Source organism: Nonomuraea sp. NPDC049758 (genome assembly GCF_040674635.1).
Lineage (GTDB): Bacteria > Actinomycetota > Actinomycetes > Streptosporangiales > Streptosporangiaceae > Nonomuraea.
Window position 1 is genome coordinate 206,199 of the sequence record NZ_JBFAMZ010000009.1, and the last position, 25,523, is coordinate 231,721.

Annotated in this window: 24 protein-coding genes; 18 read left to right on the forward strand and 6 right to left on the reverse strand. The window is 74.3% G+C overall.

Features of this window, described 5'->3' with window-relative positions; all coding sequences use genetic code 11:
* Positions 1–110: 110 nt before the first annotated feature.
* From AB0J46_RS24920 to AB0J46_RS24935, 4 genes are all read left to right on the forward strand, one after another.
* The gene (locus AB0J46_RS24920) at positions 111–1,751 is read left to right on the forward strand and encodes a bifunctional metallophosphatase/5'-nucleotidase (RefSeq protein WP_364335856.1); all 1,641 of its coding nucleotides are present in this window, start codon (positions 111–113) and stop codon (positions 1,749–1,751) included.
* Positions 1,752–1,876: 125 nt separating this feature from the next.
* Complete coding sequence (locus AB0J46_RS24925) at positions 1,877–3,010, forward strand: hypothetical protein (protein WP_364335858.1); 1,134 nt, start codon at positions 1,877–1,879, stop codon at positions 3,008–3,010.
* Complete coding sequence (locus AB0J46_RS24930; protein ID WP_364335860.1) at positions 3,007–4,143, forward strand: histidine kinase; 1,137 nt, start codon at positions 3,007–3,009, stop codon at positions 4,141–4,143. The genes AB0J46_RS24925 and AB0J46_RS24930 overlap by 4 nt, the downstream gene beginning before the upstream one ends.
* Positions 4,140–4,745: a response regulator transcription factor gene (locus AB0J46_RS24935; RefSeq protein WP_352356499.1), complete on the forward strand. Its 606-nt coding sequence runs from the start codon at positions 4,140–4,142 to the stop codon at positions 4,743–4,745. The genes AB0J46_RS24930 and AB0J46_RS24935 overlap by 4 nt, the downstream gene beginning before the upstream one ends.
* Positions 4,746–4,770: 25 nt before the next feature.
* On the opposite strand, the gene AB0J46_RS24940 is transcribed toward AB0J46_RS24935, so the two are convergent.
* Positions 4,771–5,874 (reverse strand): FAD-dependent monooxygenase, encoded by a 1,104-nt coding sequence (locus tag AB0J46_RS24940; protein ID WP_364335862.1) that lies wholly within the window; start codon positions 5,872–5,874, stop codon positions 4,771–4,773.
* Between the two features lie 98 nt (positions 5,875–5,972).
* Between AB0J46_RS24940 and AB0J46_RS24945 the strand changes: the two genes are divergently transcribed.
* Entirely contained in the window at positions 5,973–6,560 is a 588-nt protein-coding gene (locus tag AB0J46_RS24945) for a helix-turn-helix domain-containing protein (RefSeq protein ID WP_364335864.1), read from the forward strand.
* On the opposite strand, the gene AB0J46_RS24950 is transcribed toward AB0J46_RS24945, so the two are convergent.
* A complete protein-coding gene (locus AB0J46_RS24950; protein WP_364336167.1) occupies positions 6,553–6,924 on the reverse strand; it encodes a serine hydrolase in 372 nt (123 codons plus the stop codon). The genes AB0J46_RS24945 and AB0J46_RS24950 overlap by 8 nt on opposite strands.
* Before the next feature lie 80 nt (positions 6,925–7,004).
* Between AB0J46_RS24950 and AB0J46_RS24955 the strand changes: the two genes are divergently transcribed.
* From AB0J46_RS24955 to AB0J46_RS25005, 11 genes are all read left to right on the forward strand, one after another.
* The gene (locus tag AB0J46_RS24955) at positions 7,005–7,595 is read left to right on the forward strand and encodes a TetR/AcrR family transcriptional regulator (protein ID WP_364335866.1); all 591 of its coding nucleotides are present in this window, start codon (positions 7,005–7,007) and stop codon (positions 7,593–7,595) included.
* Positions 7,592–8,347 (forward strand): ABC transporter ATP-binding protein, encoded by a 756-nt coding sequence (locus AB0J46_RS24960; RefSeq protein ID WP_364335868.1) that lies wholly within the window; start codon positions 7,592–7,594, stop codon positions 8,345–8,347. Before AB0J46_RS24955 ends, AB0J46_RS24960 begins: the two co-directional genes overlap by 4 nt.
* On the forward strand, positions 8,332–10,080 hold the full coding sequence (locus tag AB0J46_RS24965; RefSeq protein ID WP_364335870.1) for a hypothetical protein: 1,749 nt from the start codon (positions 8,332–8,334) through the stop codon (positions 10,078–10,080). The genes AB0J46_RS24960 and AB0J46_RS24965 overlap by 16 nt, the downstream gene beginning before the upstream one ends.
* Before the next feature lie 59 nt (positions 10,081–10,139).
* Complete coding sequence (locus AB0J46_RS24970; protein WP_364335872.1) at positions 10,140–10,673, forward strand: PadR family transcriptional regulator; 534 nt, start codon at positions 10,140–10,142, stop codon at positions 10,671–10,673.
* Entirely contained in the window at positions 10,670–11,398 is a 729-nt protein-coding gene (locus AB0J46_RS24975; protein ID WP_364335874.1) for an ABC transporter ATP-binding protein, read from the forward strand. The genes AB0J46_RS24970 and AB0J46_RS24975 overlap by 4 nt, the downstream gene beginning before the upstream one ends.
* Positions 11,399–11,403: 5 nt before the next feature.
* Positions 11,404–13,194, forward strand: a complete 1,791-nt coding sequence (locus tag AB0J46_RS24980; RefSeq protein ID WP_364335875.1) for an FtsX-like permease family protein — start codon at positions 11,404–11,406, stop codon at positions 13,192–13,194.
* A 309-nt stretch (positions 13,195–13,503) separates the two neighbouring features.
* Positions 13,504–14,661, forward strand: coding sequence for a Cmx/CmrA family chloramphenicol efflux MFS transporter (locus AB0J46_RS24985; RefSeq protein WP_364335876.1), 1,158 nt, complete (start codon positions 13,504–13,506; stop codon positions 14,659–14,661).
* 151 nt (positions 14,662–14,812) lie between these two features.
* Entirely contained in the window at positions 14,813–15,226 is a 414-nt protein-coding gene (locus AB0J46_RS24990; protein ID WP_357979097.1) for a helix-turn-helix transcriptional regulator, read from the forward strand.
* A 10-nt stretch (positions 15,227–15,236) separates the two neighbouring features.
* Entirely contained in the window at positions 15,237–16,034 is a 798-nt protein-coding gene (gene modA / locus AB0J46_RS24995; RefSeq protein ID WP_364335878.1) for a molybdate ABC transporter substrate-binding protein, read from the forward strand.
* A gap of 86 nt (positions 16,035–16,120) precedes the next feature.
* Positions 16,121–16,882: an ABC transporter permease gene (locus AB0J46_RS25000; protein ID WP_364336169.1), complete on the forward strand. Its 762-nt coding sequence runs from the start codon at positions 16,121–16,123 to the stop codon at positions 16,880–16,882.
* Positions 16,879–17,910 carry an ABC transporter ATP-binding protein gene (locus AB0J46_RS25005; protein ID WP_364335880.1) on the forward strand — a complete coding sequence of 344 codons (1,032 nt, stop codon included), beginning with the start codon at positions 16,879–16,881 and terminating at the stop codon, positions 17,908–17,910. The genes AB0J46_RS25000 and AB0J46_RS25005 overlap by 4 nt, the downstream gene beginning before the upstream one ends.
* Here AB0J46_RS25005 and AB0J46_RS25010 read toward each other — a convergent pair.
* The 3 genes from AB0J46_RS25010 to AB0J46_RS25020 form a co-directional block, all read right to left on the reverse strand.
* Entirely contained in the window at positions 17,898–18,365 is a 468-nt protein-coding gene (locus AB0J46_RS25010) for a hypothetical protein (RefSeq protein ID WP_364335882.1), read from the reverse strand. The genes AB0J46_RS25005 and AB0J46_RS25010 overlap by 13 nt on opposite strands.
* A gap of 80 nt (positions 18,366–18,445) precedes the next feature.
* Positions 18,446–18,757, reverse strand: a complete 312-nt coding sequence (locus AB0J46_RS25015; RefSeq protein ID WP_364335884.1) for an STAS domain-containing protein — start codon at positions 18,755–18,757, stop codon at positions 18,446–18,448.
* Positions 18,754–22,929: a SpoIIE family protein phosphatase gene (locus AB0J46_RS25020; RefSeq protein ID WP_364335886.1), complete on the reverse strand. Its 4,176-nt coding sequence runs from the start codon at positions 22,927–22,929 to the stop codon at positions 18,754–18,756. The genes AB0J46_RS25015 and AB0J46_RS25020 overlap by 4 nt, the downstream gene beginning before the upstream one ends.
* A gap of 306 nt (positions 22,930–23,235) precedes the next feature.
* Between AB0J46_RS25020 and AB0J46_RS25025 the strand changes: the two genes are divergently transcribed.
* On the forward strand, positions 23,236–24,420 hold the full coding sequence (locus AB0J46_RS25025; RefSeq protein WP_364335888.1) for a GAF domain-containing SpoIIE family protein phosphatase: 1,185 nt from the start codon (positions 23,236–23,238) through the stop codon (positions 24,418–24,420).
* A complete protein-coding gene (locus AB0J46_RS25030; RefSeq protein ID WP_364335890.1) occupies positions 24,399–24,755 on the forward strand; it encodes an STAS domain-containing protein in 357 nt (118 codons plus the stop codon). The genes AB0J46_RS25025 and AB0J46_RS25030 overlap by 22 nt, the downstream gene beginning before the upstream one ends.
* 4 nt (positions 24,756–24,759) lie before the next feature.
* Here AB0J46_RS25030 and AB0J46_RS25035 read toward each other — a convergent pair whose 3' ends face one another.
* On the reverse strand, positions 24,760–25,515 hold the full coding sequence (locus AB0J46_RS25035) for a GntR family transcriptional regulator (protein ID WP_364335892.1): 756 nt from the start codon (positions 25,513–25,515) through the stop codon (positions 24,760–24,762).
* Between the last annotated feature and the right edge of the window lie 8 nt (positions 25,516–25,523).

Consider the following 25,523-nt stretch of genomic DNA (forward strand, 5'->3'; position numbering starts at 1 on the left):
GAGGAACCCTCCCGCTTCCCGCAAGCTATGTCAATAGTTCACATTCGACATCCAATGTTAGAAAATTTCCCTCTTGTGTGACTCGATGGAACTATGTCACTTTCGTGGCCATGCGCAACCTCCTCATGGCGCTGGTGCTCGGCAGCACCAGCCTGCTGCCCGCCCGCGCCGACGCCGTGGACATCCAGTTACTGGCCTTCAACGACTTCCACTCCGGCTTCCCAACCAGCTTCGCCATGACGCCGTCCGGGCCGGTCGAGGCGGGCGGGGCCGAGTACCTGGCCGCCCACATGGACCGGCTCCAGCGCGACAACCCCGACGGCACGCTGCGGCTCTCGGCCGGCGACAACTACTCCTCCAGCACCATGAACGCCACCGCCCTGCACGACGAGCCGGGCGTCCAGGCGCTCAACCTGATGCGCCTGGACGCCTCCAGCGTCGGCAACCACGAGTTCGACGAGGGCATCGCCGAGTTCCGCCGGATGGAGAACGGCGGCTGCCACCCGATCGACGGGTGCGCGCTGCCCGGCTTCAAGGGCGCCGCGTTCCCCTACCTGGGCGCCAACATCGTCGACACCACCACCGGCAAGCCCGCGCTGACGCCCTACATCGTCAAGGAGGTCAAAGGCGTCAAGGTCGGCATCATCGGCGTCGACTACAAGAACGCCCTCAACGAGGCCCCCGGCCCCACCAAGCCGCTGGAAGGCCGCGACGAGGCCGAGGCGGTCAACGCCTACACGGCCGAGCTCAAGGCCAAGGGCGTGCGGACGATCGTCGTCCTGATCCACCAGGGCGGCGGGCAGACCGGCGGCGGCCTGCCCAACGAGTGCAACAACCTGGCCGGGCCGATCAAGGACATCGTGCAGCGGTTCGACCCCGAGGTCGACGCCGTGATCTCCGGGCACACGCACAACCCGTACAACTGCGTGGTCAACGGCATCCCGGTCACGCAGACCTCCGCCCACACGCGCGAGCTCACCAAGGTCGTCCTGACCGTCGACCGGGCGACCGGCAACCCGACCTCCGCCAAGGCCGAGAACATCACCGTCACCCACGACATCAAGCCCGACGCCCGGATCGCCGCCCTGCGCCGCCGCACCGACGAGCAGGCGCAGAAGCTGCTCGACCGGCCGGTCGGCCTGCTCGCCCGCGACCTGACCGCCCAGCGCAACGCCGCCGGCGAGTCCACCGTCGGCCACGCCCTGGCCGACGCCCGCCTGTTCGCCACCTCCGCCGCCGAGAACGGCGGCGCCCAGATCGCCGTCCAGCCGCCCTACGGCGGCGGCATCGGCGGCGACCTGATCGTCAACCCCACCGGCAACGAGATGTCGAACCTGGTGACGCACGGCAAGGCGCTGCGCGTGCAGCCGTTCGGCAACATGCTCGTCACCATGACGCTCACCGGCGCCCAGCTCGAACGGCTGCTGGAACAGCAGTGGTGCGGCCAGAGCACCGCGCGCGTGCTCGGCGTCTCGCAGGGACTCACCTACACCTACGACAACGCCAAACCCGCCTGCGACCGCGTCGACCCGGCCGGCATCAAGCTCAACGGCGCCGTCGTCGACCCCGCCGCGAAGTACCGCCTGACCGCCAACTCCTTCGTCGCGACCGGCGGCGACGGCTTCTCGGTGCTGACCGAGGGCACCGAGCGGGTGGAGAAGGTCCGCGACATCGAGGCGTTCGAGTCCTACATCCGGGCCAGGAGCCCGCTGCCCGCCCCGGCCCTGAACCGGGTCACCCGGGTGAACTAACCGCCTCCGTCCCGCCCGCCGCGAATCTCACGGGCCGACCGATGACATCTGCATCTGTTCGCCGCCGTCCTGCGGGTGCAGGCTGAGTCCCCCGACATCTCCGAGGAAGGCGGCGACGACCCCTCATGACCCTGCCGCTCACCCTGGTCCGGACCCGGCGGCCGGGCCGCGCCGCCGTCCGGCCGGGCGGCCTACCCTGGTCAGCCGGGGAACGTCGACGGGTGGTGGGCAGGGTGGCGGGCAGGGCGGAGTTCTGGCGGTCCGGCCGGGTCGTCCGGGTGGCGCCGGTCGTCGCCGTCGTGTGCAGCGCCCTGCTGCCGCTGCTGCAGGTGACGCTGTCGTTCGGCTACGCGGGCAACGACAGCCGCACCGGGCTGTGGAGTCTGGCCGCGACCGCGGTCTACCTCCCCCTGCACCTGCGCCACGTCTGGTACGCCGCCCACGCCCGCCGTCCGCCGGCCGGTCGCTGGACGTTCGCGGTCATGGCCGTCGTCGTGCTCGGCGTGACGCCCCTGGCCGGGAACATGTGGCCGCGGGCGTACGCGGGGCTCGTGGTGTCGGCCGTGCTGGTGCTGCCGGCGCCGTGGTCGTACCTGGCCTGCGTGACCCTGGTGGCGGCGGCCGCGCCGGTGGCGCTGCTGCTGGGCCTGCCGTGGCAGGTGGCGTCGTGGCCGGCGTTCTCGGTGTTGTGCGGCGGCGGGGCGTTGCTGCTGCTCGTCTGGCTCGCCGCGGCGCTGACCCGGCTGCAGGCGGCCAGGGAGGCGCTGGCCCAGCAGGCGGTCGCGCAGGAGCGGCGGCGCATCGACGACGACCTGCGCCGCACGCTCGGCGGCGCGCTGGAGTCGATCGCCGCCCGCGGCGATCGCGCGGCGGCGGCCCTGACCACTGGAAACACCCCCGGCCCCGCCCCCGGGCTGGCGGCGGAGCTCGCCCAGCTCGCCGACGACTCGCGCCGCACGCTGGCCGAGGCCCGACGGCGGGTGCGCGGCTACCGGCAGCCGTCGCTGCGGGCCGAGCTGGAGACGGCCGCCACGCTGCTGTCGGCGGCGGGCGTGCCGACCCGCCTGGAACTGCCCAGGCAGGGCGTCCCCGAGACGATCCCGCCCGGGCCGCGCGCGGCCCTGCGCGCCACCGTCACCCGCCTGCTGCGCGCCGAGGGCGTGCGCGCCTGCACGATCGCCGCCACCGTCGCGGGCGGCCGGGTGCTGCTGGAGGTCCGCGCCGACGACGCCACCGAGACGATCGAGGTGCCGGCATGAGCGCGCAGATCCCGCCGGCCTGGGTGCTGCGGCATCCGCACCGCCCGTTCGTCGCGCTGCACGTCCCGCTGGCCGCGCAGGTGCCGGTCTACATCGGCATGGGCATGGAGGGGCCGCCCGGGGACCCCGTCCTGGCGGGCCTGGGCGTCCTGGTGGCCCTCGCGCTCCAGCTCCGCCACAGCCTGGCCGCCTCCCGCGGCGTGCGTCCGGCGGGCTGGCCCTGGACCCTGGCGGCGCTCCTGCTGCTGGCGAACCTGCCCCTGTGGTGGCTCGCCACGCAGTGGGAGGGCGTGACCGTCTTCGCCCTGGCCTCGATCGTCATGCTGCTGCGCGGCCCCGTGCGGGCGGTGGCCGCCGTCGCGCAGGTCCTGCACCCCGCCGCGCTGGAGGTGGCGCAGATGTTGCACGACGGCGACACGGTCCCGCACGCCCTCCTGCTGGCCGTCTACCCCGTGCTCGGCGTGGCCGTGTTCGGCGGGGCGCTGGTCGCCGGGGCCCGCCTGGTGCTGCTGCTGGAGGAGCTGGAGGCCACCCGGGCCGAGCTGGCCGCGGCCGCGGTCGGCGAGGAACGCGTCCGGGTCTCGCGCGACCTGCACGACCTGCTCGGCCAGAGCCTGTCGGCCATCTCCCTCAAGGGCGACCTGGCCCTGCGGCTGCTCGTCAAGGACGCCGGCGCGGCCCGTGCCGAGATCGAGAGCCTGACCGGAGTCGCCCGCGACGCCCTCAGGGACGTCCGCGCGATCACCCGCGACGAGCTGGCCGTGTCGCTGCGCACCGAGATCGACGGCGCGGCGGCCCTGCTCGGCGCGGCCGGGATCGGCACCCGGCTCGACGTGGCCGCGCTGCCGCCGCTGTCCGGCCCGGCCCACGACGCGCTGGCGTGGGCCATCCGCGAGGGCGCCACCAACCTGCTGCGGCACAGCGAGGCCACGACCTGCACGATCACCGTGGCCCGCGGCAACGGCAGGGTACGGTTGGAGATCGTCAACGACGGCGTGCGCGGCGTCGGGGGCCCGGGGTCGGGGCTCGCCGGGGTGACCGAACGCGCCCGCGCGGCGTCCGGCTCGTCGTCCACCGCCGTCCACGACGGCCGTTTCCGGTTGTCGGTCGAGGTTCCCGAGGAAGGCCCGTGATCCGCGTACTGATCGCCGAGGACATGCACATGATCCGCTCGGCCCTGGTCGCCCTGCTCTCGCTGGAGGACGACATGGAGGTCGTGGCCGAGATCGAGCGCGGCGACGAGGTGCTGTCCGCCGCCCTCCGGGTACGCCCGGACGTCGCGGTGCTCGACATCGACATGCCCGGTCTGGACGGCCTGTCGGCCGCCGAGCAGCTGTCGCAGCGGCTGCCGGACTGCCGCACGCTCGTGCTCACCGGGCTCAGCCAGCCGGGGAACCTGCTGCGCGCGCTGAAGGTGCACGCGCGGGGGTTCATCGTCAAGGACGCCCCCGCCCAGACCCTGACCGACGGCATCCGGCGCATCGCCCGCGGCGAACGGGTGATCGATCCCGAGCTGGTCGCCGCCGCCCTGGAGACCGGCAGCAGCCCGCTCACCGCCCGGGAGACCGAGGTGCTGCGCGCCGCCGCGTCCGGCATCCGCACCGCGCAGATCGCCACCCAGCTCTCGTTGTCGCAGGCCACCGTGCGCAACTACCTGTCGAACGCGATCAGCAAGGTCGGCGGGCGCAACCGCATCGACGCCATCCGCATCTCCCGCGACGCGGGCTGGCTCTGAGCCGCCGGGGTCTTCGGCCACGGCCTCAGAGCGCGTACTCCTTGAGCGGGACCGTGTCGTCGACGTCGTCCGGCATGGGCTCGTCCGGCGCGCCGAAGAACCAGCGGGCCGCGGCCCGGCCGTGCCGCTGGTTGCGCTCGACGTAGTCGCGCATCCGGTGCTCGTAGGCGGCCAGGCCCGTGGCGTGGCCGGGCGCCTCGGCCAGCTCCCCGGCCAGCACGTACGCGCCGATCAGGGCCTGTGAGGTGCCGCGGCCGGAGGTCGGCGCCGCGCAGTAGGCCGCGTCGCCCAGCAGCGTGACCCGGCCGTTCGTCCAGGTGTCCATCACGACCTGGCCGGAGGAGTCGAAGAAGAACTCCTCGGCCTCCCGCATGGCCGCCAGCAGCCTGGGCACCTGCCAGCCCGCTCCCGCGTAGTGCTCGGCCACCAGGCGTTCCTGCTGGGCGCGGTCGCGCCGGTCGTAGACCAGGTCGTCGGCGGCGAACGACAGGCCGACCCGCAGCTCGGTGTTGCCGTGGGCGGTGAAGGCCAGGGCGCTGCGGCCGGGGGTGTTGTGCATCAGGCCCGCGTCCCGCAGGTCCAGGATGTTGCCGGTGGTGAACAGCGCGCCGTAGATGCCGAGATTGCGCACGTAGCGCGACTCGGGGCCGAAGGCGAGCGCGCGCACCTTGGAGTGCATCCCGTCGGCGCCGACCACCAGGTCGAACGTGCGCGGCGCGGCCTTCTCGAACCGCACCCGCACCTCCGCCGCGTCCTGGTCGAGCGCGGTGACGGTGTCGTCGAACAGGTACTCGACGGTGTCGCGGGTGGCCTCGTAGAGGACCTTCGTGACGTCGGACTTGAGCACCTCCAGCTCGCCGGAGATCGCGTCGGCGGGCAGCACGGCCAGCGCGTCGCCGGCCTCGTCGACCAGGGTCATGGAGGTCATCGTGGTCGCGTGCCGGCGCATCTCGGCCAGCAGGCCCATGCGGTCCAGCACGTCCAGGGCCGAGCCGCGGAAGTCGATGGCCGCGCCGCCGCCGCGCGGGGCCGGGGCGCGCTCGACGACGGTGACCTGGTGGCCGTGACGGTGCAGCCAGTAGGCGAGGGCGGGGCCGGCGACGCTGCCGCCGGAGATCAGGATGCGCATTGCCATGTCCTCTTTCGTCGGTGAACGCTCCACACCGTACGCAGATTTGGGCAAACGCGCAAGATGCTCGTCTAAGGCGTGCGTGCTAGGCTTCGGTCATGGGAAATCGCGAAGACCTGCTGGCCGGGGCGCGGCGCTGCCTGGAGGAGAAGGGCTGGGGGCGCACCACCGTCCGCGACATCGCCACGGCCTCGGGCGTGAGCATGGCGGCCATCGGCTACCACTTCGGCTCGCGGGAGGCGCTGCTCAACGCGGCCCTGGTCGAGGCCATGGGCGAATGGGGGGAGAAGGTCGGCGCGGCGCTGGCCGCCCTCGACGACCCCGGCAGGTCACCCGCCGAGAGCTTCGAGGCGCTGTGGGAGCAGCTGATCGGCTCGATCAACGAGCACCGCACGTTGTGGCTGGCCAACCTGGAGGCGCTGGTCCAGGCGGAGCACTCGCCGGAGCTGCGCGAGCAGCTCGTGGCCGGTCAGCGCGAGGGGCGGCGGGGCATGGCCGCGCAGCTCACCGGGGTGCCGGAGGAGGAGATCGGCGACGGCGAGGTGCGCGCCGTCGGCTCGGTGCAGCTCGCGCTGCTGCTCGGGGTGATGACCCAGTGGCTCAACGACCCGCACGCCGCGCCCTCGGCCGCCGACGTGATCGAGGGGCTGCGGGCCGTCACCACCCGGTTCGGGCTGGTCAGATGAGCGAGGCGACGATCACCCGGGTGGCCTCGGCGATCAGCGCCTCCCCGGGCGGCGTGCCGTAACCGGGGCGATCGGTCATGACGGCCACCACCAGCGGCGCCGCGCCCGGCGGCCACACCACGGCGATGTCGTTGGCCCGGCCGTGGTCGCCGGTCCCGGTCTTGTGCGCCAGCTTCCACCCCTTGGGCAGGCCGGCCCTGACGCGCGCCGCGCCGGTGGCCGTCCGCGGCAGCCAGCCTTCGAGCAGCACGCGCTTGGCCGGGGGCAGCACGCCGCCGAGCAGGATCTCCCGGTAGTCGGCGGCGATCGCGCGCGACGGCTCGTAGGACAGTCGGCGCTCCCTGCTTCCCCCCGGCCGGTCGATCTCCCCGCCACCACCCTGGGCGTCCCGCCCAGGTCAAGCCGCCTTTGCCAACCTTTGAATGACCGTTTAATATCCTGAACGTGCCATCAGGAGAGCGGACGTTCGTCGAGGAGAACCGGCGGGCCCAGATCATCGACTGCGCCGTCGAGGCTCTGGCGACGCTCGGATACCAGCAGGCGTCGATGGCGAAGATCGCCAAGCTCGCCGGCATCACGCCGGGCCTCATCGCCTACTACTTCGGCAGCAAGGACGAGCTGATCGAGGCGGTCGTCGGGCACGCGGTCAAGCTCGCCACCGACCTGATGGTGCCGCGCATCCTGGCGCAGACCACCGCCACCGACGGGCTGCGCGTCTACTTCGAGACCAACCTCGAATTCATGCGGGTGCACCGCAAACCCCTGCTGGCGCTGGTCGAGATCATCACCCACGACCACGACGGGCCCTACGCGGGACAGCAGGGCACCGCCATCGACGACATCGAGAAGCTGCTGGCGTGGGGCCAGCAGACCGGCGAGTTCCGGGAGTTCCAGCTGCGGCCGATGGCGATCGCGATCCGCGGCGCCATCGACGCCGTGCCGAGCTACGTGCTGAAGGACCCCGACTACGACCTCAGCGCCCTCGCCGCCGAACTGGCCACCATCTTCACCCTCGCCACCAGGAGGACCCCATGACGCCGGCGCTCGAGATCAGCGGGCTGACCAAGAGATTCGGTGACAAGGTCGCCGTCGACGCGATCCACCTCACCGTCCCCCAGGGGTCGTTCTTCGGGCTCGTCGGCCAGAACGGCGCCGGCAAGACCACCACCCTGTCCATGGCCGTCGGCCTGCTGCGCCCCGACGCCGGCGGCGCCACGATCTTCGGCCAGGACGTCTGGTCGGCTCCGGAGCAGGCCAAGGCCCTGGTCGGGGTGCTGCCCGACGGCATGGCCATGCCCGAGCGGCTGACCGGCCGCGAAGTGCTCACCTACCTCGGCCTGCTGCGCGGCCTGCCCAAGGACGAGGTGGCCCGGCGCGCCGACGAGCTGCTGGCCGTGCTGGAACTGGACGGCGCCGGCACCACGCTGGTCATCGAGTACTCCACCGGCATGCGCAAGAAGATCGGGCTGGCCACCGCGCTGCTGCACGCGCCCCGGCTGCTCGTGCTGGACGAGCCGTTCGAGGCGGTCGACCCGGTCTCGGCCGCCACGATCAAGCGGATCCTGCGCGGGTTCGTCGCGAACGGCGGCTCGATCGTGCTCTCCAGCCACGTCATGGCCCTGGTGGAGCAGCTCTGCGACCGGGTCGCGGTGATCGACAAGGGCACGGTGGCCGCGGCCGGCACCCTCGACGAGGTACGCGGCGGCCGCTCGCTGGAGGACACCTTCGTCGCCCTCGTCGGCAACGACGACACCGGCGTGAAGGAGCTGTCGTGGCTGTCACACTGACCCCGCCCAACACCCTGGCCACCATGGCCCGGATGAAGGTCGCGCTCCTGCGCCACGCCTTCCGGGGCACCCGGGCCCAGACCGCGGGCACCGGCGCCGCGCTGGGCGCGCTGCTCGCCGCCGGGACGATCTACCTGGCCTTCGCCGGCCCCGAGCTGCTGGCCGCCGCCTACGCGGTGTGGCTGCTGGGCTGGATGCTCGGCCCCGTCTTCATGGGCGGCGGCGACGAGACGCTGCGGCCGGAGTACTTCACGATGCTCGGCCTGCCGCCGCGCCGCCTGGCGTCCGGGCTGCTGGTGGCGGCCTTCGTCGGCGTCGCGCCGCTGGTCAGCCTGACCGCGCTGCTCGGCCTGCCGATCGCGGGCGCGCGGCTCGGGCCGGTCAACGCCCTGGTGGCCGTGCCCGCGATGGTGTTGCAGCTGGCCGTGTTCGTGCTGCTGTCGAAGCTCGCGGTGGCGCTGGTCGGGCAGGCGCTGCGCTCCCGGGCGGGCGCGATCGCCTCCGGCGTGCTCAACGGCGCGATCCTGGCGGCGCTCGGCCAGATCTGGATCTTCTTCGTGGCCTTCGGCCAGACCGGCATGCCGTCGTTCGTCCGGTATCTGCCCTCCGGGTGGGGGCTGCTGGCCGTCCAGGGCGAGTGGTGGGCGCTGGCGGCCCTGGCGCTCCTGGCCGTGCTGCTGCTCGGCGCGTGGGCGGTGCTGCTGGGGCGGCGCGCGGGGGCGACGCAGCGGTCCGGGCGCTCCCGGCGGCCGATGACGGCCGCCACCGCCAACCGCGCGATCGTCGCCAAGGAGCTGCGCACCTGGTCACGTGACCTGGTGCGCAACCACCAGCTCACGTTCGCGCTGTCGTACGCCGTCTGCTTCGCGGCCGTCCCGCTGGTCGTCGGCTGGAACGGCATGCTGCCCTACGCGGGCCCGATCTTCGTCGTGATGGCCGCGGCCATGGCCGCCAACCAGTACGGCGCCGACGGCACCGCGCTCTGGCTGACCCTGATGACCCCCGGCGCGAGCGACGTGCGCGGCCGGCAGCTGGCGTGGCTGACGGCGCAGACGCCGGTGGCGGCCGTGCTGACCGTGGCGTTCACCGCGATCACCGGCGGTCCGTGGCCGCTGGTCCTGGCCCTGCTGGCGGCCCTGCTGGGCGGCGCGGCCGGGCTGGTGCCGCTGATCTCGGTGTACGGGCTGGTGCCCGGCACCGATCCGCACCGCCGCGCCGGCAACCCGCTGCGCACCAGCGACGACGACAGCGGCCTGACCGGGCTGGCCTACCTGACCCTCGCCCTGGTGGCCCTCACCGGGCTGCCCGCGGCGCTGGTCGCCCTCCGGTACGGCTGGTTCGGGGTCGCCGTCGGCGTCCTGACGGGGGCGTTGTGCGTCTGGGGCCTCGGCCTGCTCGCCGAACGCCGCCTGCGCGCGCAGGGCCCCGAGCTGCTGGACCTGATGCGCACCGGCCGCAGGCAGCGGCCCGCCGTGGCCTCCCGCTTCGACCGGCTGTCCACGACGCAGCGCATGGTCACCTGGTGGTGCTTCGGCCTCGGCGCGATCCCGCTGGTGCCGCAGGGCATCCTCGCGGCCGTCTTCGTCTCCAACGACATGCTGCGCCACTCCTGGTTCCTGGCCACGTACATGCCGGCCGGGCTGCGCTATCCGGTCGCCGCCGGGTTCGTCCTGCTCGGCCTGGCGATGTACGGCCTGGGCCTGTGGATGATCAGGCCGCGCCCGTCCCAGTAGGTTTTGACACCCCCTACGGCTAACCGCTATCTATTGGCTAACCGTTAGGGGGTGAGGCCGTGCAGGACGCGGTGCTGGCGATGCTCGCCAAGGAGCCGTCGCACGGCTACGACCTGCGCGCCCGCCTGCGGCACAGCCTCGGCCCGCTCGGCGAGTCGATGAACCCCGGCCAGATCTACGTGACCCTGGCCAGGCTGGAGAAGGCCGGGCTCGTCGCCTGCGAACGGGCCGACGGCCTCCCCGAACGGCCCGACCGCAAGGTCTACGCGCTGACCCCCGACGGCCAGCGCCGGGTGGCCGCCTGGCTCGCCGAGGTCGGCTGGCCGAAACCGGACCTGGCCGAGTTCCATCTCAAACTCGCCGCCGCGGCCGCGGCCCGGCTGGCCGACCCGGTCGAGCTGGTCGCGGCGCAGCGCCGCGAGCTGCTGCGCCGCCTGCGCGAGGTCCAGCGGGCGGCGCTGGACGAACCGTCCGGATCACCCGCCGGCCTGCTGCTGGAAGGGGTCGTGCTGCGGTTGCGGGCCGACCTGCGCTGGCTGGACGCCTGCGAGCGCACCTGGTCCGGAACCGAAGACGAAGACGAGGGCGCATGAACGTGTTACGGGCCCGCGGCCTGGTGAAGACGCACGGCCAGGGGCAGAGCCGGGTCCGCGCGGTGGACGAGGTCGACCTGGAGATCCCCCAGGGGCAGACGCTGGCGGTGACCGGCCCGAGCGGCTGCGGGAAGTCCACCCTGCTCCACCTGCTGGGCGGCCTGGAACGGCCCACCGGCGGAGAGGTGTGGCTGGCCGGCCGGCGCGTCGACACGCTGAGCGAGCGGGCCCTGGCCCGCCTGCGACGCCGGTCGGTCGGGTTCGTCTTCCAGGCGTTCCACCTGGTGGAGGAGCTGTCGGCGGCCGAGAACGTCGAGCTGCCCGCGCTGCTGGCCGGCCGCTCGCGCCGCCAGGCCAGGCGGCGCGCGGACGCGCTGCTGGACCGGGTCGGGCTCGCCGCCCGCGCCCGGCACCTGCCCTCGCAGCTGTCCGGCGGCCAGCGCCAGCGCGTCGCCGTCGCCCGCGCGCTGGTCAACGAGCCGCTGGTGGTGCTGGCCGACGAGCCCACCGGCAACCTCGACACCGCCGCCACCCTCGACGTGCTGAGGATCTTCGGCGAGCTGCGTGCCGCCGGGCAGACCCTCGTGATCGTCACGCACGACGAGCGGGTGGCGGCCACCGCCGACCGGCTGGTCTCGATGCGCGACGGCATGTTCGTCGACGACACCCACCTGGCCGCCGCCCGCCCGCGGGGGCTGGGCGGCCTGATCGGGCTGGAGGACTGACCGCCATGGGCACCGTCGTGCTCGTCACCCGGCTGGTGCTGGCCGACGTGCGGCGGCACCGCGTCCAGGCCGCGATGCTGCTGCTCGCGGTGACCGTGGCCACCGCGACGATGGCCCTGGGCCTGTCCCTGGGCGACGCCAGCCGCTCCCTGTACGAGCAGACCCGCGCGGCCACCGCCGGGCCGGACGTGGTGGCGTTGTCCGGCGGCTCGGGCCGCGCGGCGACCTCCGCCCTGGCCTCGCTGGCGGAGGCCCCCGAGGTGGTCGCCCACCACGGCCCCTACCGCATCGTCTACGCCGACCTCACCGCGCGCGGCTCGACGTCGTCCCAGGTGGTGGTGCACGGCTTCGCCGAGCGGCCCGGCCCGGTCAACCGGCCGCTGGTGACCTCGGGCCGGTGGGTGCGCCCCGGCGGCGCCGTCCTCGAACGCGGCTTTGCCACCGCCCTTGGCGTCGGCGTCGGCGACCGGGTCACCATCGCCGGCCGGCCGTACCCCGTCGTCGGGATCGCCGTCACCGCGGCCACCTCCGTCTACCCCTGGGCGGCGCAGATCGGGCCGGGCGGCGGTCCCAGCGACTACGCCGGCCTGGCCTGGCTGACCAGCTCGGACGCCCGGGCGCTGGCCTCCGCCCGGCGCCTGCCGGTCACCACGGCCATCGACCTCAGGCTGCGCGACCCCGCCGCCACCGAGGCGTTCCTCGACGCGCACCGCGACCCGGACCTGCGGGTCAACCTCCACTCCTGGCAGTTCACGGCCGAGCAGGACACCGTCATCCTCAAGGACAGCCAGCCGATCCTGGTGGTCGGGAGCTGGCTGCTCAGCTTCCTGGCCGTCACCGGGGTCGCGGCGCTGGCCGCCGGGCGCGCCGCCGCTCAGACACGCCGGGCCGGGCTGCTCAAGGCCGTCGGCGCCACCCCCGGGCTGATCGCCACCGTCCTGCTCACCGAGTACCTGGCGCTCGCGCTGGCCGGCGACGCGCTGGGGCTGACGATCGCCCGTCTGACCGCGCCCGCCCTGGCCGGCCCCACGGCCAGCCGGATCGGCGACGCGGCCGAGCTCGGCGGCTCCGTCGTGGTCGCCGCGACCGCCCTGGCCGTGGCGGTCGCGGTGCTGTCCACGCTGCGTCCCACGCTGCGCGCCATGCGCACGGCCACCGTCACGGCGCTGTCCGCGACCGCGCGCCCGCCCCGGCACCGGCCCCTGATCACCGCCCTGTCGGCCCTGCTGCCCACGCCGCTCCTGCTCGGGCTGCGGCTGACCGCCCGCCGGCCCGGCCGGGCGGTGCTCCAGGCGTGCTCCACCGCCACCACGGTGATCGCGACGGTCGCCCTGCTGACCCTCCACGTCCAGCCGGAGCGCGGCTACGGCCTGGACGGCTCCTCCGTGCTGCCCAACCTGCGCGGCGAGCAGGACCGCCGGCTGATGCTCGCCGTGACCGCCCTGTTGATCGTCTTGGCCGTCGTGAACACCGTCACGCTCACCTGGACCACCGCCATGGAGGCGCGCGCCACCATGGCCGTCGCCCGCGCGCTCGGCGCCACCCCCGGGCAGGTCGCCGCGGGCCTGTCCAGCGCCCAGCTGCTGCCCAGCCTGCCCGGCGCCGTCGCCGGCGTCCCCCTGGGCCTCGGCCTGCTCTCGCTCTTCGCGGCCGGGAACTCGGCGCAGGCCCCCTTCTCGTGGCTGGCCGCCGCCGTGCTGGCCACCCTCCTGGCGACCGCGGCGTTCGTCGCCCTGCCCGCCCGGCTGGCGGCCCGCCGGCCCGTGGCCCAGGCACTCAGCGCCGAGACCGCGTGACCGGCCGCGCGGGAACCCGGTGGACGGCTTCCGTGATCTCCGGCTAGGGTGTGGCGCGTGTCCGGTCCCGAGGCGTCAAGACGCTAGCCACCGATCGTCGGTGGCTTCTCGTGATGTCCTGCGGCCGCGCCGTCCCTGAGACCGCGCGCCCTTCCGGCATCCGATCACCTTCGTACGGACCGGTTCCTCCCGGCTGTTCCGCCACCGTCGTGGCGTCGAACCCGGGTCTTCCCTCCTCGCGGTAGCGCCCGCGCCCGCTGTGCCGCCGGCGCGCCGCGTTCCTTCGTGCTGCCTTTTGGAGTACCGCTCGTGCCTTTCGCCATCTACGTTCTCGGGCTGGCCGTGTTCGCCCAGGGAACGTCGGAGTTCATGCTGTCCGGGCTGGTTCCGGCCATCGCCGCCGACCTGGGAGTGTCCGTCCCGGCCGCGGGCGCGCTGACGTCCGCGTTCGCCGCGGGCATGGTCGTCGGGGCGCCGCTCATGGCGCTGCTCAGCCTGCGCTGGCCACGCCGGCAGGCGCTGCTCGTCTTCCTCGTCGCCTTCGTGCTCGTGCACGTGGCGGGCGCGCTCACCACCGACTTCGCCGTGCTGCTGGTCACCCGCGTCCTCGGGGCGCTGGCCAACGCCGGTTTCCTCGCCGTGGGCCTGGCGACGGCGGCCGGCATGGCCGCCCCCGACGCCAAGGGCCGGGCCACGTCCGTCCTGCTCGGTGGGATCACGCTGGCGTGCGTCGCCGGGGTGCCCGCGGGCGCCGTGCTCGGCCAGGCGTTCGGCTGGCGGTCGGCGTTCTGGGCGGTTGCGCTGGTGTCGCTGCCGGCCGTCGTCGCGGTCGTGCGGTCGGTGCCGGCCGGCGGGCAGGAGAGCGCCCGTCCGCGCGCCCGGCACGAGCTGCGGGCGTTGCGCGAGCCGCGCCTGCTGGTCGCGCTGGCGCTGGGCGCGCTGGTCAACGCCGCCACCTTCGGCACCTTCACCTACCTGTCGCCGCTGCTCACCGAGGTGAGCGGCGTCTCCGAGGGATGGGTGCCGGTGCTGCTCGCGCTGTTCGGGCTGGGGTCGTTCGCCGGGGTGACCGCCGCGGGCCGGTTGTCGGACGCGCGGCCGGCGCTGGTCCTGGTCGCGGGCGGGCTCGCGCTGCCGGTCGGGTGGGCGCTGTTCGCGGTCGCGGCGGGCGTTCCGGCCGCGGCGTTCGTGCTGGTCTTCGTCCAGGGTGCGCTGTCCTTCGCGGTCGGCTCGACCCTGATCGCCCGCGTCCTGTACGCCGCCGCCGCGGCGCCCTCGCTCGGCGGCTCCTTCGCCACGGCGGCGCTCAACGTGGGGGCCACCGCGGGCCCGGCGCTCGGCGGCGCGGCCATCGCCGCCGGGCTCGGCTACCGGTCGGCGTTGTGGGTCAGCGCCCTGCTGGTGGTCGTGGCGCTCGCCGTGGCGGCCGTTGTCCACAGGTCGCCGGCGAGCGTCACGCGGCGCTGACCGGGGACGGGAAGATGGTCCGGCGGCGGTGACCAGGCGCGGTCGCCGGGCGTGCTCTCGTGAATGCGACGGCATGCCCGGCGATCGTGTCGCTGTTGCGTAGCCAGACCGGGCTTCAGGGTGGAATATGCGGAAGGTAGGGTGTGGGCTTGTGACGACGTTCCGGATCAGCGAGGCCGCGGCGCTGCTCGGGGTCAGCTCCGACACCGTCCGGCGGTGGGTCGACGCGGGCCGGCTGGCGGCCGAGCGCGACGAGCACGGCCACCGGCGGGTCGACGGCGCCGATCTGGCGGCCTTCGCCCGTTCGCAGATCGAGTCCGACGGCGAGGGCGGCCGCTCCTCGGCGCGCAACCGCTTCCGCGGGATCGTGACCGAGGTGATCCGCGACGCGGTGATGGCCCAGGTGGAGATCGCCGCCGGGCCGTTCCGCGTGGTGTCGCTGATGAGCCGGCAGGCGGCCGACGAGCTGGGCCTGCAGGTGGGGGTGGTGGCGGTCGCCGTGATCAAGTCCACCAACGTCGTCGTGGAGATCCCCGGCCACGAGCGCGTGGCCAGTCAGGTGTGAGGAGCCCCCCTTGGTGTTCAGGCGTCTTTCGACGATCGCCCTGCCCGTCGCGTTCGCGCTGGCCGGGCTGGCCGGCTGCGGCTCGGGCGCGCCGGCAACGTCCGCCTCGTCCGCCGCCGCGTCCGCCGGCGGGGGCGCCGGGGAGGTGACGGTGTTCGCGGCGGCCTCGCTGACCGGCACGTTCACCGAGCTCGGCAAGAGCTTCGAGAGCGCCCATCCGGGAACGACGGTGAGGTTCAACTTCGGCTCCAGCGCCACCCTGGCCCAGCAGATCGTCCAGGGCGCCCCCGCCGACGTGTTCGCCGCCGCCAGCCCGGCCACCATGAAGACGGTCACCGACGCCTCCCTCGCGGGCGCCCCGGCCACGTTCGTCCGCAACAAGCTGCAGATCGCCGTGCCCGCCGCCAACCCGGCCAAGGTCGACGAGCTGAAGGACCTGGCCGACCCCGCGGTGAAGGTGGCGCTCTGCGCCGAGCAGGTGCCGTGCGGGGCCGCCGCGGTCAAGGCGCTCGGCGCGGCCGGTCTCAAGGTCACGCCGGTGACCCTGGAACAGGACGTCAAGGCCACCCTCACCAAGGTGCAGCTGGGCGAGGTGGACGCCGCGCTGGTCTACCGGACCGACGTGATCGCCTCCGGCGGCAAGGTGACCGGCATCGACTTCCCCGAGGCCGCCCAGGCGATCAACGACTACCCGATCGCGGCCCTGACCAAGGCCCCGGCCGGCGACCTGGCCAAGCAGTTCGTCGACCTGGTGCTGTCCCAGCAGGGCAAGGACGTGCTGGCCAAGGCCGGTTTCGAGGCCCCGTGACCGCTCGCTCCCGGCGTCCGGGCCCGGCGGACCCGCCCGCCGGGCGTCCGGCCGCGGGCCGTGAGACCTCGGGGCGGGCGCCGTGGATGCTGGTCGTGCCCGCGCTGGCGGGGCTGGCGTTCCTGGTGCTGCCGCTGGCCGGGCTGCTGATCCGGGCCCCCTGGTCCACGCTGCTCCAGCGGCTGGCCGAGCCGCACGTGCTGGAGGCGCTGCGGTTGTCGCTGCTGTGCGCCACCGTCGCCACGGCCTTCTGCCTGCTGCTCGGCGTGCCGCTGGCCTGGCTGCTGGCCCGGGTGTCGTTCCCGGGGCGGCGGCTGGTGCGCGCGCTGGTCACCGTGCCGCTGGTGCTGCCGCCGGTGGTCGGCGGCGTGGCGCTGCTGCTGGTGCTGGGGCGGCGCGGCCTGGCCGGGCAGTGGCTGGAGTCCGCCTTCGGCATCACGCTGCCGTTCACCACGGCCGGGGTGATCGTCGCCGAGGCGTTCGTCGCGATGCCCTTCCTGGTGATCAGCGTGGAGGGCGCGCTGCGCGGCGCCGACCAGCGCTTCGAGGAGGCCGCCGCGACGCTCGGCGCCTCCCGCTGGACAGTGTTCCGCCGGGTGACGCTGCCCATGGTGATGCCGGGCGTGGTGGCCGGGGCCGTGTTGTGCTGGGCGCGGGCGCTGGGCGAGTTCGGGGCGACGATCACGTTCGCCGGCAACTTCCCCGGCACCACCCGTACGATGCCGCTGGCGGTCTATCTGGCGCTGGAGACCGAGCCGGAGGCGGCGATCGTGCTCAGCCTGGTGCTGCTGGCCGTCTCGGTGGTCATCCTGGCGAGCCTGCGCGACCGGTGGGTGAGCGCGCCATGACCCTCGACGCCCGTCTGGTGGTCACCCGGCCGGCCTTCACCCTCGACGTCTCGCTGCGGGTCGCCGCCGGCGAGGTGGTGGCGCTGCTCGGTCCCAACGGCGCCGGCAAGACCACCGCCCTGCGCGCCCTGGCCGGGCTCACCCCGATGACCGGCGGGCGGATCAGCCTGGGCGGCGCGTCGCTGCACACGCTGCCCGCCGAGGGCCGCCCGATCGGCATGGTCTTCCAGGACTACCTGCTCTTCCCGCACCTGTCGGCGCTCGACAACGTCGCCTTCGGGCCGCGCTGCCAGGGCGTGCCCAAGGCCGAGGCCCGCCGGACGGCCGCCGCCCTGCTGGAGCGGGTCGGCCTCGCCGCCCACGCCGCCGCCAGGCCGCGACGGTTGTCCGGCGGGCAGGCGCAGCGGGTCGCCCTCGCCCGCGCGCTGGCCGTACGGCCCGAGCTGCTGCTGCTCGACGAGCCGCTGGCCGCGCTCGACGCCCACACCCGGCTGGAGATCCGCTCCCAGCTGCGCCGCCACCTGGCCGACTTCGAGGGCGCGACCGTGCTGGTCACCCACGACCCGCTCGACGCGATGGTGCTGGCCGACCGGCTGATCGTCATCGAGCACGGCACGGTCGTGCAGGAGGGCCCGCCGGCCGAGGTCGCCCGCCATCCGCGCACCGACTACGTGGCCCGCCTGGTCGGGCTCAACCTCTATCGCGGCGTGGCCGAGGGCGTGCGGGTCAAGGTCGGCCAGGTGCTGCTGCACACGTCGGAAGAGCTCGACGGGCCGGCGTTCGTGGCCTTCCCGCCCGCGGCCGTGGCGTTGTACCGCAGCCGCCCCGACGGCAGCCCGCGCAACCTGTGGCAAGCCCGGATCGAGGGCATCGAACGGCACGGCGACAACGTGCGCGTGCACCTCGACGGCCCCCTGACGGCCTTCGCCGACATCACCCCGGCCGCCGTCGCCGACCTCGACCTGACCCCCGGCCAGCGGATCTGGGCCTCCGTCAAGGCCACCGAGACGCACGCCTACCCGGCCTGAACGCCCCGATCCCACAACCGGTCGTCCACGCCGACCCGGATGCCGGTGACGCCGCTGACGTGCCGGCCGCCGCACCGGTCGCCCGGGAGCACCAGGTGCGGCCCCTGCTCGTCGAGGGCCCGGCAGTCCATGCACACGGCCAGCATCGCGGGCGTGTTGCCGAACTCCGGGTCGAGCTCGCCCCACGACAACACCGCGCGGTGACCGTCGCGGCCGAGCACCGAGATCAGGAAGCGCAGCCGGCTCTTGCGCTCGCCGGGGTCGAACAGTGGCCCGGCCGCGTGCAGCACGTCGAGGAGCAGCGGCCCGGCGAAGTGGTGACGCCGCGGCCCGGAGCTGCGGCACTCGAAGCTGACGGTGGTCTCGCGCTGCGGCATCGACCGGAGCGCGGCCATGCTCAGCTCGACCGGCACGCGTACCTCGCCGGTCAGCAGGACCGAAGTTCGCGCCGCCACGAGCCGCCTCCTCGCTTGCGAGGCTTTCAGCGTATACCCCTGGCAGATGCGATGCCAGACGGCCGAAACTCCTTGCTGTTTCAGGAGGACGGGTCGACGTACGTGATCTCCTGGATGGCCGCGACGTCGGCGAAGCCGGCGATCGTCAGGACGGGTTCGAGCACCGGGTTGGCGACGAGCCGGATCCGAGAGGCGTGCGTGAACAGCACGGTCAGGCCCGCGCTGTCCAGGTACTCCACCTCGCTCAGGTCGACGAGCACCATGCTGTCGCCGGTTCGGGCCAGCGCCTCCTCCAGGGCCCCGGCGTTGCTCATGTCGATCTCGCCGGCAGCGGCCACGACCTGCGTGCCGTCCGGCCGCGTCGAGGCCGCAAGGGTCAGAGGGGTGGTCATGAGCTGATCCTCGCTTGCATGTCGACGGTGGTACCGGCCGCGCCGGGTTCGATGGTGACCTCGTTCATCAGGGCGCGCATGAGCGCCACGCCCCGGCCCCGGTGCGGGTTCGCCTCCGGCTCCGGAGGCTTCCAGCGGCCGGTGTCGGCGACGGTGAGCCGCAGGTCGCCGGGGGTGGCGACGGCCCGCAGGCGGATCGTCCGGCCGGGGGCGTTGCGGTGGCCGTGCTCGATCGCGTTGGCGCACGCCTCCCCCGCCGCCACGAGCACGTTCTGCACCAGCGACGGGGTGAGCTGGCAGCGGGCCAGCCACTCCCGCAGGGCCGAGCGCACGGGGGCGAGCTGGCTCGACTCGGCCGGGAAGTCCACCTCCAGCGGGGCGGGCTGGCGGTAGAGCAGCAGCGCGACGTCGTCGTTGAAGCCGCCGTCCGGGGTGAGGGAGGACATGACGTCGCTGGCCAGCTCCTCGATCGGGGTGGACCGCCCGACCTGGACGGCGGTGCTGGCCTCGCCGATGCCCGCGGTCAGCGGACGCCGCCGCCGCTCGACCAGCCCGTCGGTGTAGAGCAGCAGGGTGGACCGGGGCGGCATGGTGCACCTGGCCTCGGTGCGCCCGCGGGCCGACCGTACGGCCAGCGGGGTCGAGCGGCCGCCCTCCAGCAGCTCGGTGCTGCCGTCCGCGTGGGCCAGGATGCCGGGGGGATGGCCGGCGCTGGAGTAGACGAGGTCGCCGGTGGCGGCGTCCAGGACGCCGCAGAAGACGGTGGTGCACTTGGCGCCCGGGATGAGGGCGGCGAACCGGTCGAGCGCGGTGAACACCTGGGCGGGCCCGGCGTCCTGGAGCAGCAGGGCCCGGCAGGCGCTGCGCAGCTGTCCCATGACCGCCGCGGCCTCCAGCCCGCGCCCCACGCAGTCGCCGACGACGATCCCGATGCGCTCGCCGGACAGCGGCACGATGTCGTACCAGTCGCCGCCGACCTCGAGCGGGCTGGTGGCGGGCTCGTAGCGCACGGCGAAGCCGCTGGGCAGCCGGGACGGGCCGAGGATGGCGCGCTGGAGCGCCACGGCCGCCTCGCGCTGCTGGTCGAGCTGGTGCACCCGGTGCAGCGCCTGGCCCAGGTGGCCGGCCAGCAGCGCCAGCAGGGTCTGGTCCTCGTGGGTGAACGGCCGGTTCTGGCCCAGGTCGATCCAGACGGCGAGCAGGCCCTCGGGGTGCTCCAGGGTGATGCCGGCCCCGTCCGTCTCGGAGGCGACGGCCCGCAGGGGCGGCTGCTCGCGCAGGCCCGTCAGCTTGGCCCGCACCTGTTCCGGCAGGTCCGGCCAGGCCGGGCCGGACGGCGCGGTGACCAGGCCGCGGAAGCCGTCCGCGTCCCAGACGACGGCCGCGACCTGCCGGGCGTGCCAGACCTCCTGCAGCGCGTCCAGCCCGCCGGCCAGGGCGTCGTTCAGATTGCCGGCCTGCGAGACGCCCAGGCCCAGCGCGGCGAGCGCGCTCTCGCGCTGCACGAGGTAGTGCTCGGCGGTTACGTCGCGCAGGGTGCCCACGACGCGGCGCCGCCGGGTGCCGGGGTCGGTGACCGAGTTGAACGTGACCGCTACCCACACCTGGTGCCCGTCGCGGTGGGTGACGGGGATGACCGCGCTGCCCCTGCCCTCGCCGACGAGCCGGCCGAACGCCTCGGCGACCAGGCCGTGGGCCTGCGGGTCGCGCTGCTCGTCCGGCCACCAGGGGTGGCGGGGCCGGTAGGGCAGGCCGTCGGGGCCGTAGCCGAGGATGTCGGTGAACGCCGAGTTGATCTCGATCACCGCGCCGTCCTCGTCGGTCACGAAGAACGCCTCCTGCAAGGAGTCGATCATGGCGTTGCGCCAGCGGGTGTGATGGTTGCGCAGCCGCGCCAGCTCCACGTTGGCCCGCGCCCGCGCCAGCAGCTCGGCCGCGGAGAACGGCTTGACCAGGTAGTCGTCGGCGCCCGCCTGTAGGCCCTCGATCGAGGCCTCCTGCCCGGCGCGCGCCGACAGCAGCAGCACCGGCACCCCGGCGGTACGCGGATCGGCCCGCAGGGCCGCGACCAGGGCCAGGCCGTCCAGGCGCGGCATCATCACGTCGCTGACCACGAGGTCGGGCTCCTCGGCGTGCACGGCGTCGAGCGCCTGGAGGCCGTCGCCGACGGCGGTGACGTGGTAGCCGGCGCCCTTGAGCAGCCGGACGAGGTACTCGCGCATGTCCCGGTTGTCGTCGGCGATCAGCACCCGGGCCGGCGGGCCGTCGCTCGGCCCCTGGGAGCCGCCGCCGTCCGCCGAGACGTCCGAGGACGTCCCCGCGCCGGTGACGTCGTCCTCGGGCAGCCAGCGCAGCGCCTCCTGCACGAACGGCTCGGCGCCGGACGAGACCGGCTCCGCCGGGCGGGCCGGCACCAGGCTCCCGGCCGGAAGGTGGCCGGCGCCGAAGGGCAGCCGGATGGTGAAGGTCGTGCCCTTGTCCTCGGCGCTCTCGGCGGTGATCGTGCCGCCGTGCAGGCCGACGAGCTCCTGGACGAGAGCCAGCCCGATGCCGCTGCCCTCGTTGGAGCGCGCGCGGGCGCTCTCGATCCGGTGGAACCGTTCGAACAGGCGCGGCAGCTCCTCGGCCGGGACGCCGATGCCCGTGTCGGAGACGGTCACCACGGCCTGCCCGTCCCGCACGCCCACCTGGACGGCGATCGAGCCGTCGAAGGTGAACTTCAGCGCGTTGCTCAGCAGGTTGAGCACGACCTTCTCCCACATGGTCCGGTCGATGTAGACCGGTTCGTCCAGCGGCGGGCAGTCCACCTCGAAGGACAGGCCGGCCTTGTCGACCGCCGAGCGGAAGACGCTGGCCAGGTCGGCGGTCACCGCCGCCAGGTCGACCGGCTCGTAGCGGGCCTGCATGCGGCCGGCCTCGATCCGGGAGAAGTCGAGCAGCGTGTTGACGAGCCTGCCCAGGCGCAGGGCGTTGCGGTGGACGACCTCCAGGTCCTGGCGCACCTCGGGGGCGGCGCCGGCCAGCGTGTTCCGCAGTTCCTGCACCGGGCCCATGATCAGGGTGAGCGGCGTGCGGAACTCGTGGCTGATGTTGGAGAAGAAGACGGTCTTCGCCCGGTCGAGCTCGGCCAGCTCCTCGGCCCGGCGCTGCTGGGCCTGGTAGCTGCGGGCCGAGGAGATGCCGGTGGCGACGTGCCCCGCGGCCAGCTCGACGAACCCGCGGTATCCGTCGTCCAGGGCGCGGTAGCGGTTGAGCGCGGCCACCAGGAACCCGTACGGCATGCCCCCCTGCTGCAGCAGCGGCATCACCAGCGCGTGCGTGGGCGGCTCCGGCCACTCCCCCGGCGGCAGCCCGGCGTATGGGGCCGCGTCGAGCGCCACGAGCGCCGGCTCGCCGCGGGCCGGGGCCCGGACCGGCCACACCGCGTCCGGGTCGCCGGGCGGGACGACGGCCGGGGCGGCCGGATGCCCGGCGGGCAGCCCGGTCGAGCCGGCCAGCCGCGCCCGGCCGTCGCCGTCGAACAGGTACGTCAGGGTGAAGGGCAGGTCCTGGAGGTTGCGACCGAGCTGGCGGCAGGCGAAGGCGAGCATCTCCTGCTCGGTGCGGACCACGCTGGGGTCGGAGCCGAGATCGCGCAGGGTGGCCATGCGGCGTTCGCCGATGACCCGCTCGGTCTCCTCGCTGACCACGCAGAGCATGCCGACCACCGAGCCGTGGTCGTCGCGCAGCGGGCTGTAGGAGAAGGTGTGGTACGTCTCCTCGGGGTAGCCGGCCCGCTCCAGGAACAGCAGCAGCGCCTCGTCCCAGGTCGCCTTTCCGGTGGTCAGGACGGCGTCGATCCGCGGGCCGATGTCGTCCCAGATCTCCGCCCACACCTCGCGGGCCGGCCGGCCCAGCGCCCACGGGTACTTCTGGCCCAGCGTGTCGCGGCGGTAGGCGGCGTTGCAGAAGAACGTCAGCTCCGGCCCCCACGCCATCCACATGGAGAACCGGGACGACAGCAGGATGCTGACCGTCGTCTGCAGGCTCTGCGGCCACTGCTCCGGACGGCCGAGCGGGGTCGCCTCCCAGTCGACCTCGGCCAGGTCGCGGCCGACCTCGTCGTCCACGGTGAAGATCCCGGCACCGGCCGCCGCCGTGGGCCGCCGCTCACCGTGGTCGTCGTGTGTCATCCGGCTCCCCCTCGTTCGCTGCGGGCGCGCCTACCCCGCGTCGCGCCGGTGATGCCGCCGCGGCCGTGGACCAGCAGGTCAGGTATCACCTCGACCGTAGGTAGAATAGGGCAAATCACTCCGGGGGTCGGGCCTCCGCCCCTGCTCGGCGCCCGTGCCGGCGGAGCGAGCGGAAGGAGCCGGACGTCAGCACCGCCGAAGACACGCACCGCGCGGCGGCCCTCCAGGGGCACGGACTCCCCGCCGTGCCGGGCCAGGCGACGCTGGACCGGGTGGCCTCGCTGGCCGCGCATGTTCCACGCCCCCATGGCGACCGTGACGTTCGCCGGTGACGAGGGGGTGCGCCGGGTGGCCGCCCATGGCACGCCGGACGGCCCGTTCCCCGGCGGCTGCGAGGACAGCCTGTACGCCGCCGTGCTCGCGCGGGGCGAGGTGTGCGTGATCCCGGACGTCACGGCCGACCCGGCGATGGCCGCCGATCCGCCCGGCGGGACCGGCGTGCGCTTCTTCGCGGCGGCCCCGATCACCGTCCCCGACGGCCGCTGCGTGGGCAGCGTCAACGTCATGGACGTCCGTCCCCGGCAGGCCGCGGACGAGGACGTCAGCGCCCTGCGGGACCTGGCCGCCCTGGTCACGGACGAGCTGGAGCTGCGCCTGGCCGCCTCACGCACCCTGGCCACCGAGCGCGGGCTGCGCGCCGACGCCGAGCGCCTGGCGCGCACCCTGCAGCAGACGCTCGTCCCGCACACCCTGCCGGAGGTGCCGGGCCTGCGCACGGCCGCCGCCTACCACCCCGTCTCGGTGGACGAGGTCGGCGGCGACTTCTACGACCTGTTCCCGCTCGACGGCAACCGCTGGGCGTTCTTCCTCGGGGACGTCTGCGGCAAGGGCGCCGACGCGGCCGTGCTGACCTCGCTCGTCCGCTACACCCTGCGCGCCGCCGCCGTCTACGACCCCGACCCGTGCGCGGTGCTGGCCAACCTGGACGCGGTCCTGCAGCAGGAGCACGCCGGTCAGGTCATGCCGCCGCCGTACTGCACGGCGGTCTTCGGAGTGCTCGACCCGGTGGCGGGCGGCTTCGAGGTCACGCTGGCGGGCGGCGGGCATCCGCCCTCGCTGGTGGTGCGCGCCGCGGGCGCGGTCGAGGCCGTCCATCCCGAGGGCGGGCAGCTCATCGGCATCCTGCGCGACCCGTACTTCGCCCAGGTGAGCACCCGTCTGGGGCCCGGCGACGCCCTCCTGCTCTACACCGACGGCCTGACCGAGGCGCGCACCGGCACCGGGGCCAGGCTCGACGAGGAGGGCCTGGCCGCCCACCTGGCCGCCGCCGCCCCCACCAGCGCCGACGGCCTGCTGGCCACGGTGCACAAACTGATCACGACCCTCGGCGACGGCGTGTCGGACGACACCGCGGTGCTCGCCCTGTCCGTCCCCGCCCGCTCGACGGGCGTCTCTTCTGAGGAGCCCCAGTGCAGCACGACCACGGTCTGACCATCACCTCCCAGCCCCACTCGGGACGCATCCGCATCCTCACGGTGGCCGGCGACCTCGACCACCACACCTCCCCCCGCCTGCACGAGGCCCTGGACGAGCTCGGCCTCGCGCCGGGCGACGGCCTGGTGATCGAGATGTCGGGGCTGCGGTTCTGCGACTCCACCGGCATCTCCGTGCTGGTCAGCGCCCATCAGCGGGCCCAGGACGCGGGCGCCGGCCTGGCGCTGGCCGGGCTCAGCCCGGACATCGAGCACCCGTTCAAGATCATGGGGCTGACCCGCCTGCTGTCCTTCCACGACGACGTCGACAAGGCCGTCGCCGCCCTGCGGTGAGGCGCTAGCTGGTGGCCCGCCAGGCGAGCGAGAGGCCGGTGGCCGCCCGTTCGGTACGGATCTCCATCATGGTGCCCAGGATGGTGGCGTGGTCGGACACGACGGGAACGCCGTCGGGCGTGTAGGTGATCCGGGTGCTGACCAGCACCGCGCTGCCCTCGGGCTCGTGCAGGCGGCGCGCGGCGGCGGCGTCGAGCAGGCCGGGCCCGACCACCTCCGAGGCGCGGGCGACCGCCACCCCCGCGTCGGCGAGCGCCGCGTAGAGGGAGACGGCGGTGAAGTCACGGTCGCGGATCTGGTCGGCCACCGGCCTGCGCACCCAGGACACCTGATGGACGGCCGGCCGCCCGGCGAACTCCCGCACCCGCTCCAGCCGCAGGGCCGTGTCGCCGGGACGCAGCCGCAGCTCCGCGGCGATCCGGTCGGGGGCCCGGCGCATCGCCCGCCCGGCCACCACGGTCCGCACGTCATGGCCCTGTTCCCGCAGGTCGTCGGCCAGGCTGCGGAGCGAGCCGAGCTGGTAGGCCAGGTGGGGCGGGGCCACGTATGTGCCCTTGCCGGGCCGCTGCACGATCAGGTGCTCGTCGCTGAGCTCACGCAACGCCTGGCGCAGCGTCATGAGGGTGACCCCGTAGGAGGCGCTCAGCTCCCGTTGCGGAGGAAGCGCCTCCCCGGGCGCGTAATGGCCCGACCGGATCTTCGCGGCGAGGTCGGCGGCGATGGCGCGGTATCTCGCCTCGTGCCCGGCGTCGGGGGTCATCGTGGTGC

Coding starts and splice junctions, on each gene's coding strand:
- AB0J46_RS24920 (WP_364335856.1), top strand. CDS start 111: ATGCGCAACCTCCTCATGGCGCTGGTGCTCGGCAGCACCAGCCTGCTG.
- AB0J46_RS24925 (WP_364335858.1), top strand. CDS start 1,877: ATGACCCTGCCGCTCACCCTGGTCCGGACCCGGCGGCCGGGCCGCGCC.
- AB0J46_RS24930 (WP_364335860.1), top strand. CDS start 3,007: ATGAGCGCGCAGATCCCGCCGGCCTGGGTGCTGCGGCATCCGCACCGC.
- AB0J46_RS24940 (WP_364335862.1), bottom strand. CDS start 5,874: ATGCGCATCCTGATCTCCGGCGGCAGCGTCGCCGGCCCCGCCCTCGCC.
- AB0J46_RS24945 (WP_364335864.1), top strand. CDS start 5,973: ATGGGAAATCGCGAAGACCTGCTGGCCGGGGCGCGGCGCTGCCTGGAG.
- AB0J46_RS24960 (WP_364335868.1), top strand. CDS start 7,592: ATGACGCCGGCGCTCGAGATCAGCGGGCTGACCAAGAGATTCGGTGAC.
- AB0J46_RS24975 (WP_364335874.1), top strand. CDS start 10,670: ATGAACGTGTTACGGGCCCGCGGCCTGGTGAAGACGCACGGCCAGGGG.
- AB0J46_RS24980 (WP_364335875.1), top strand. CDS start 11,404: ATGGGCACCGTCGTGCTCGTCACCCGGCTGGTGCTGGCCGACGTGCGG.
- AB0J46_RS25000 (WP_364336169.1), top strand. CDS start 16,121: ATGCTGGTCGTGCCCGCGCTGGCGGGGCTGGCGTTCCTGGTGCTGCCG.
- AB0J46_RS25005 (WP_364335880.1), top strand. CDS start 16,879: ATGACCCTCGACGCCCGTCTGGTGGTCACCCGGCCGGCCTTCACCCTC.
- AB0J46_RS25015 (WP_364335884.1), bottom strand. CDS start 18,757: ATGACCACCCCTCTGACCCTTGCGGCCTCGACGCGGCCGGACGGCACG.
- AB0J46_RS25020 (WP_364335886.1), bottom strand. CDS start 22,929: ATGACACACGACGACCACGGTGAGCGGCGGCCCACGGCGGCGGCCGGT.
- AB0J46_RS25025 (WP_364335888.1), top strand. CDS start 23,236: ATGGCGACCGTGACGTTCGCCGGTGACGAGGGGGTGCGCCGGGTGGCC.
- AB0J46_RS25035 (WP_364335892.1), bottom strand. CDS start 25,515: ATGACCCCCGACGCCGGGCACGAGGCGAGATACCGCGCCATCGCCGCC.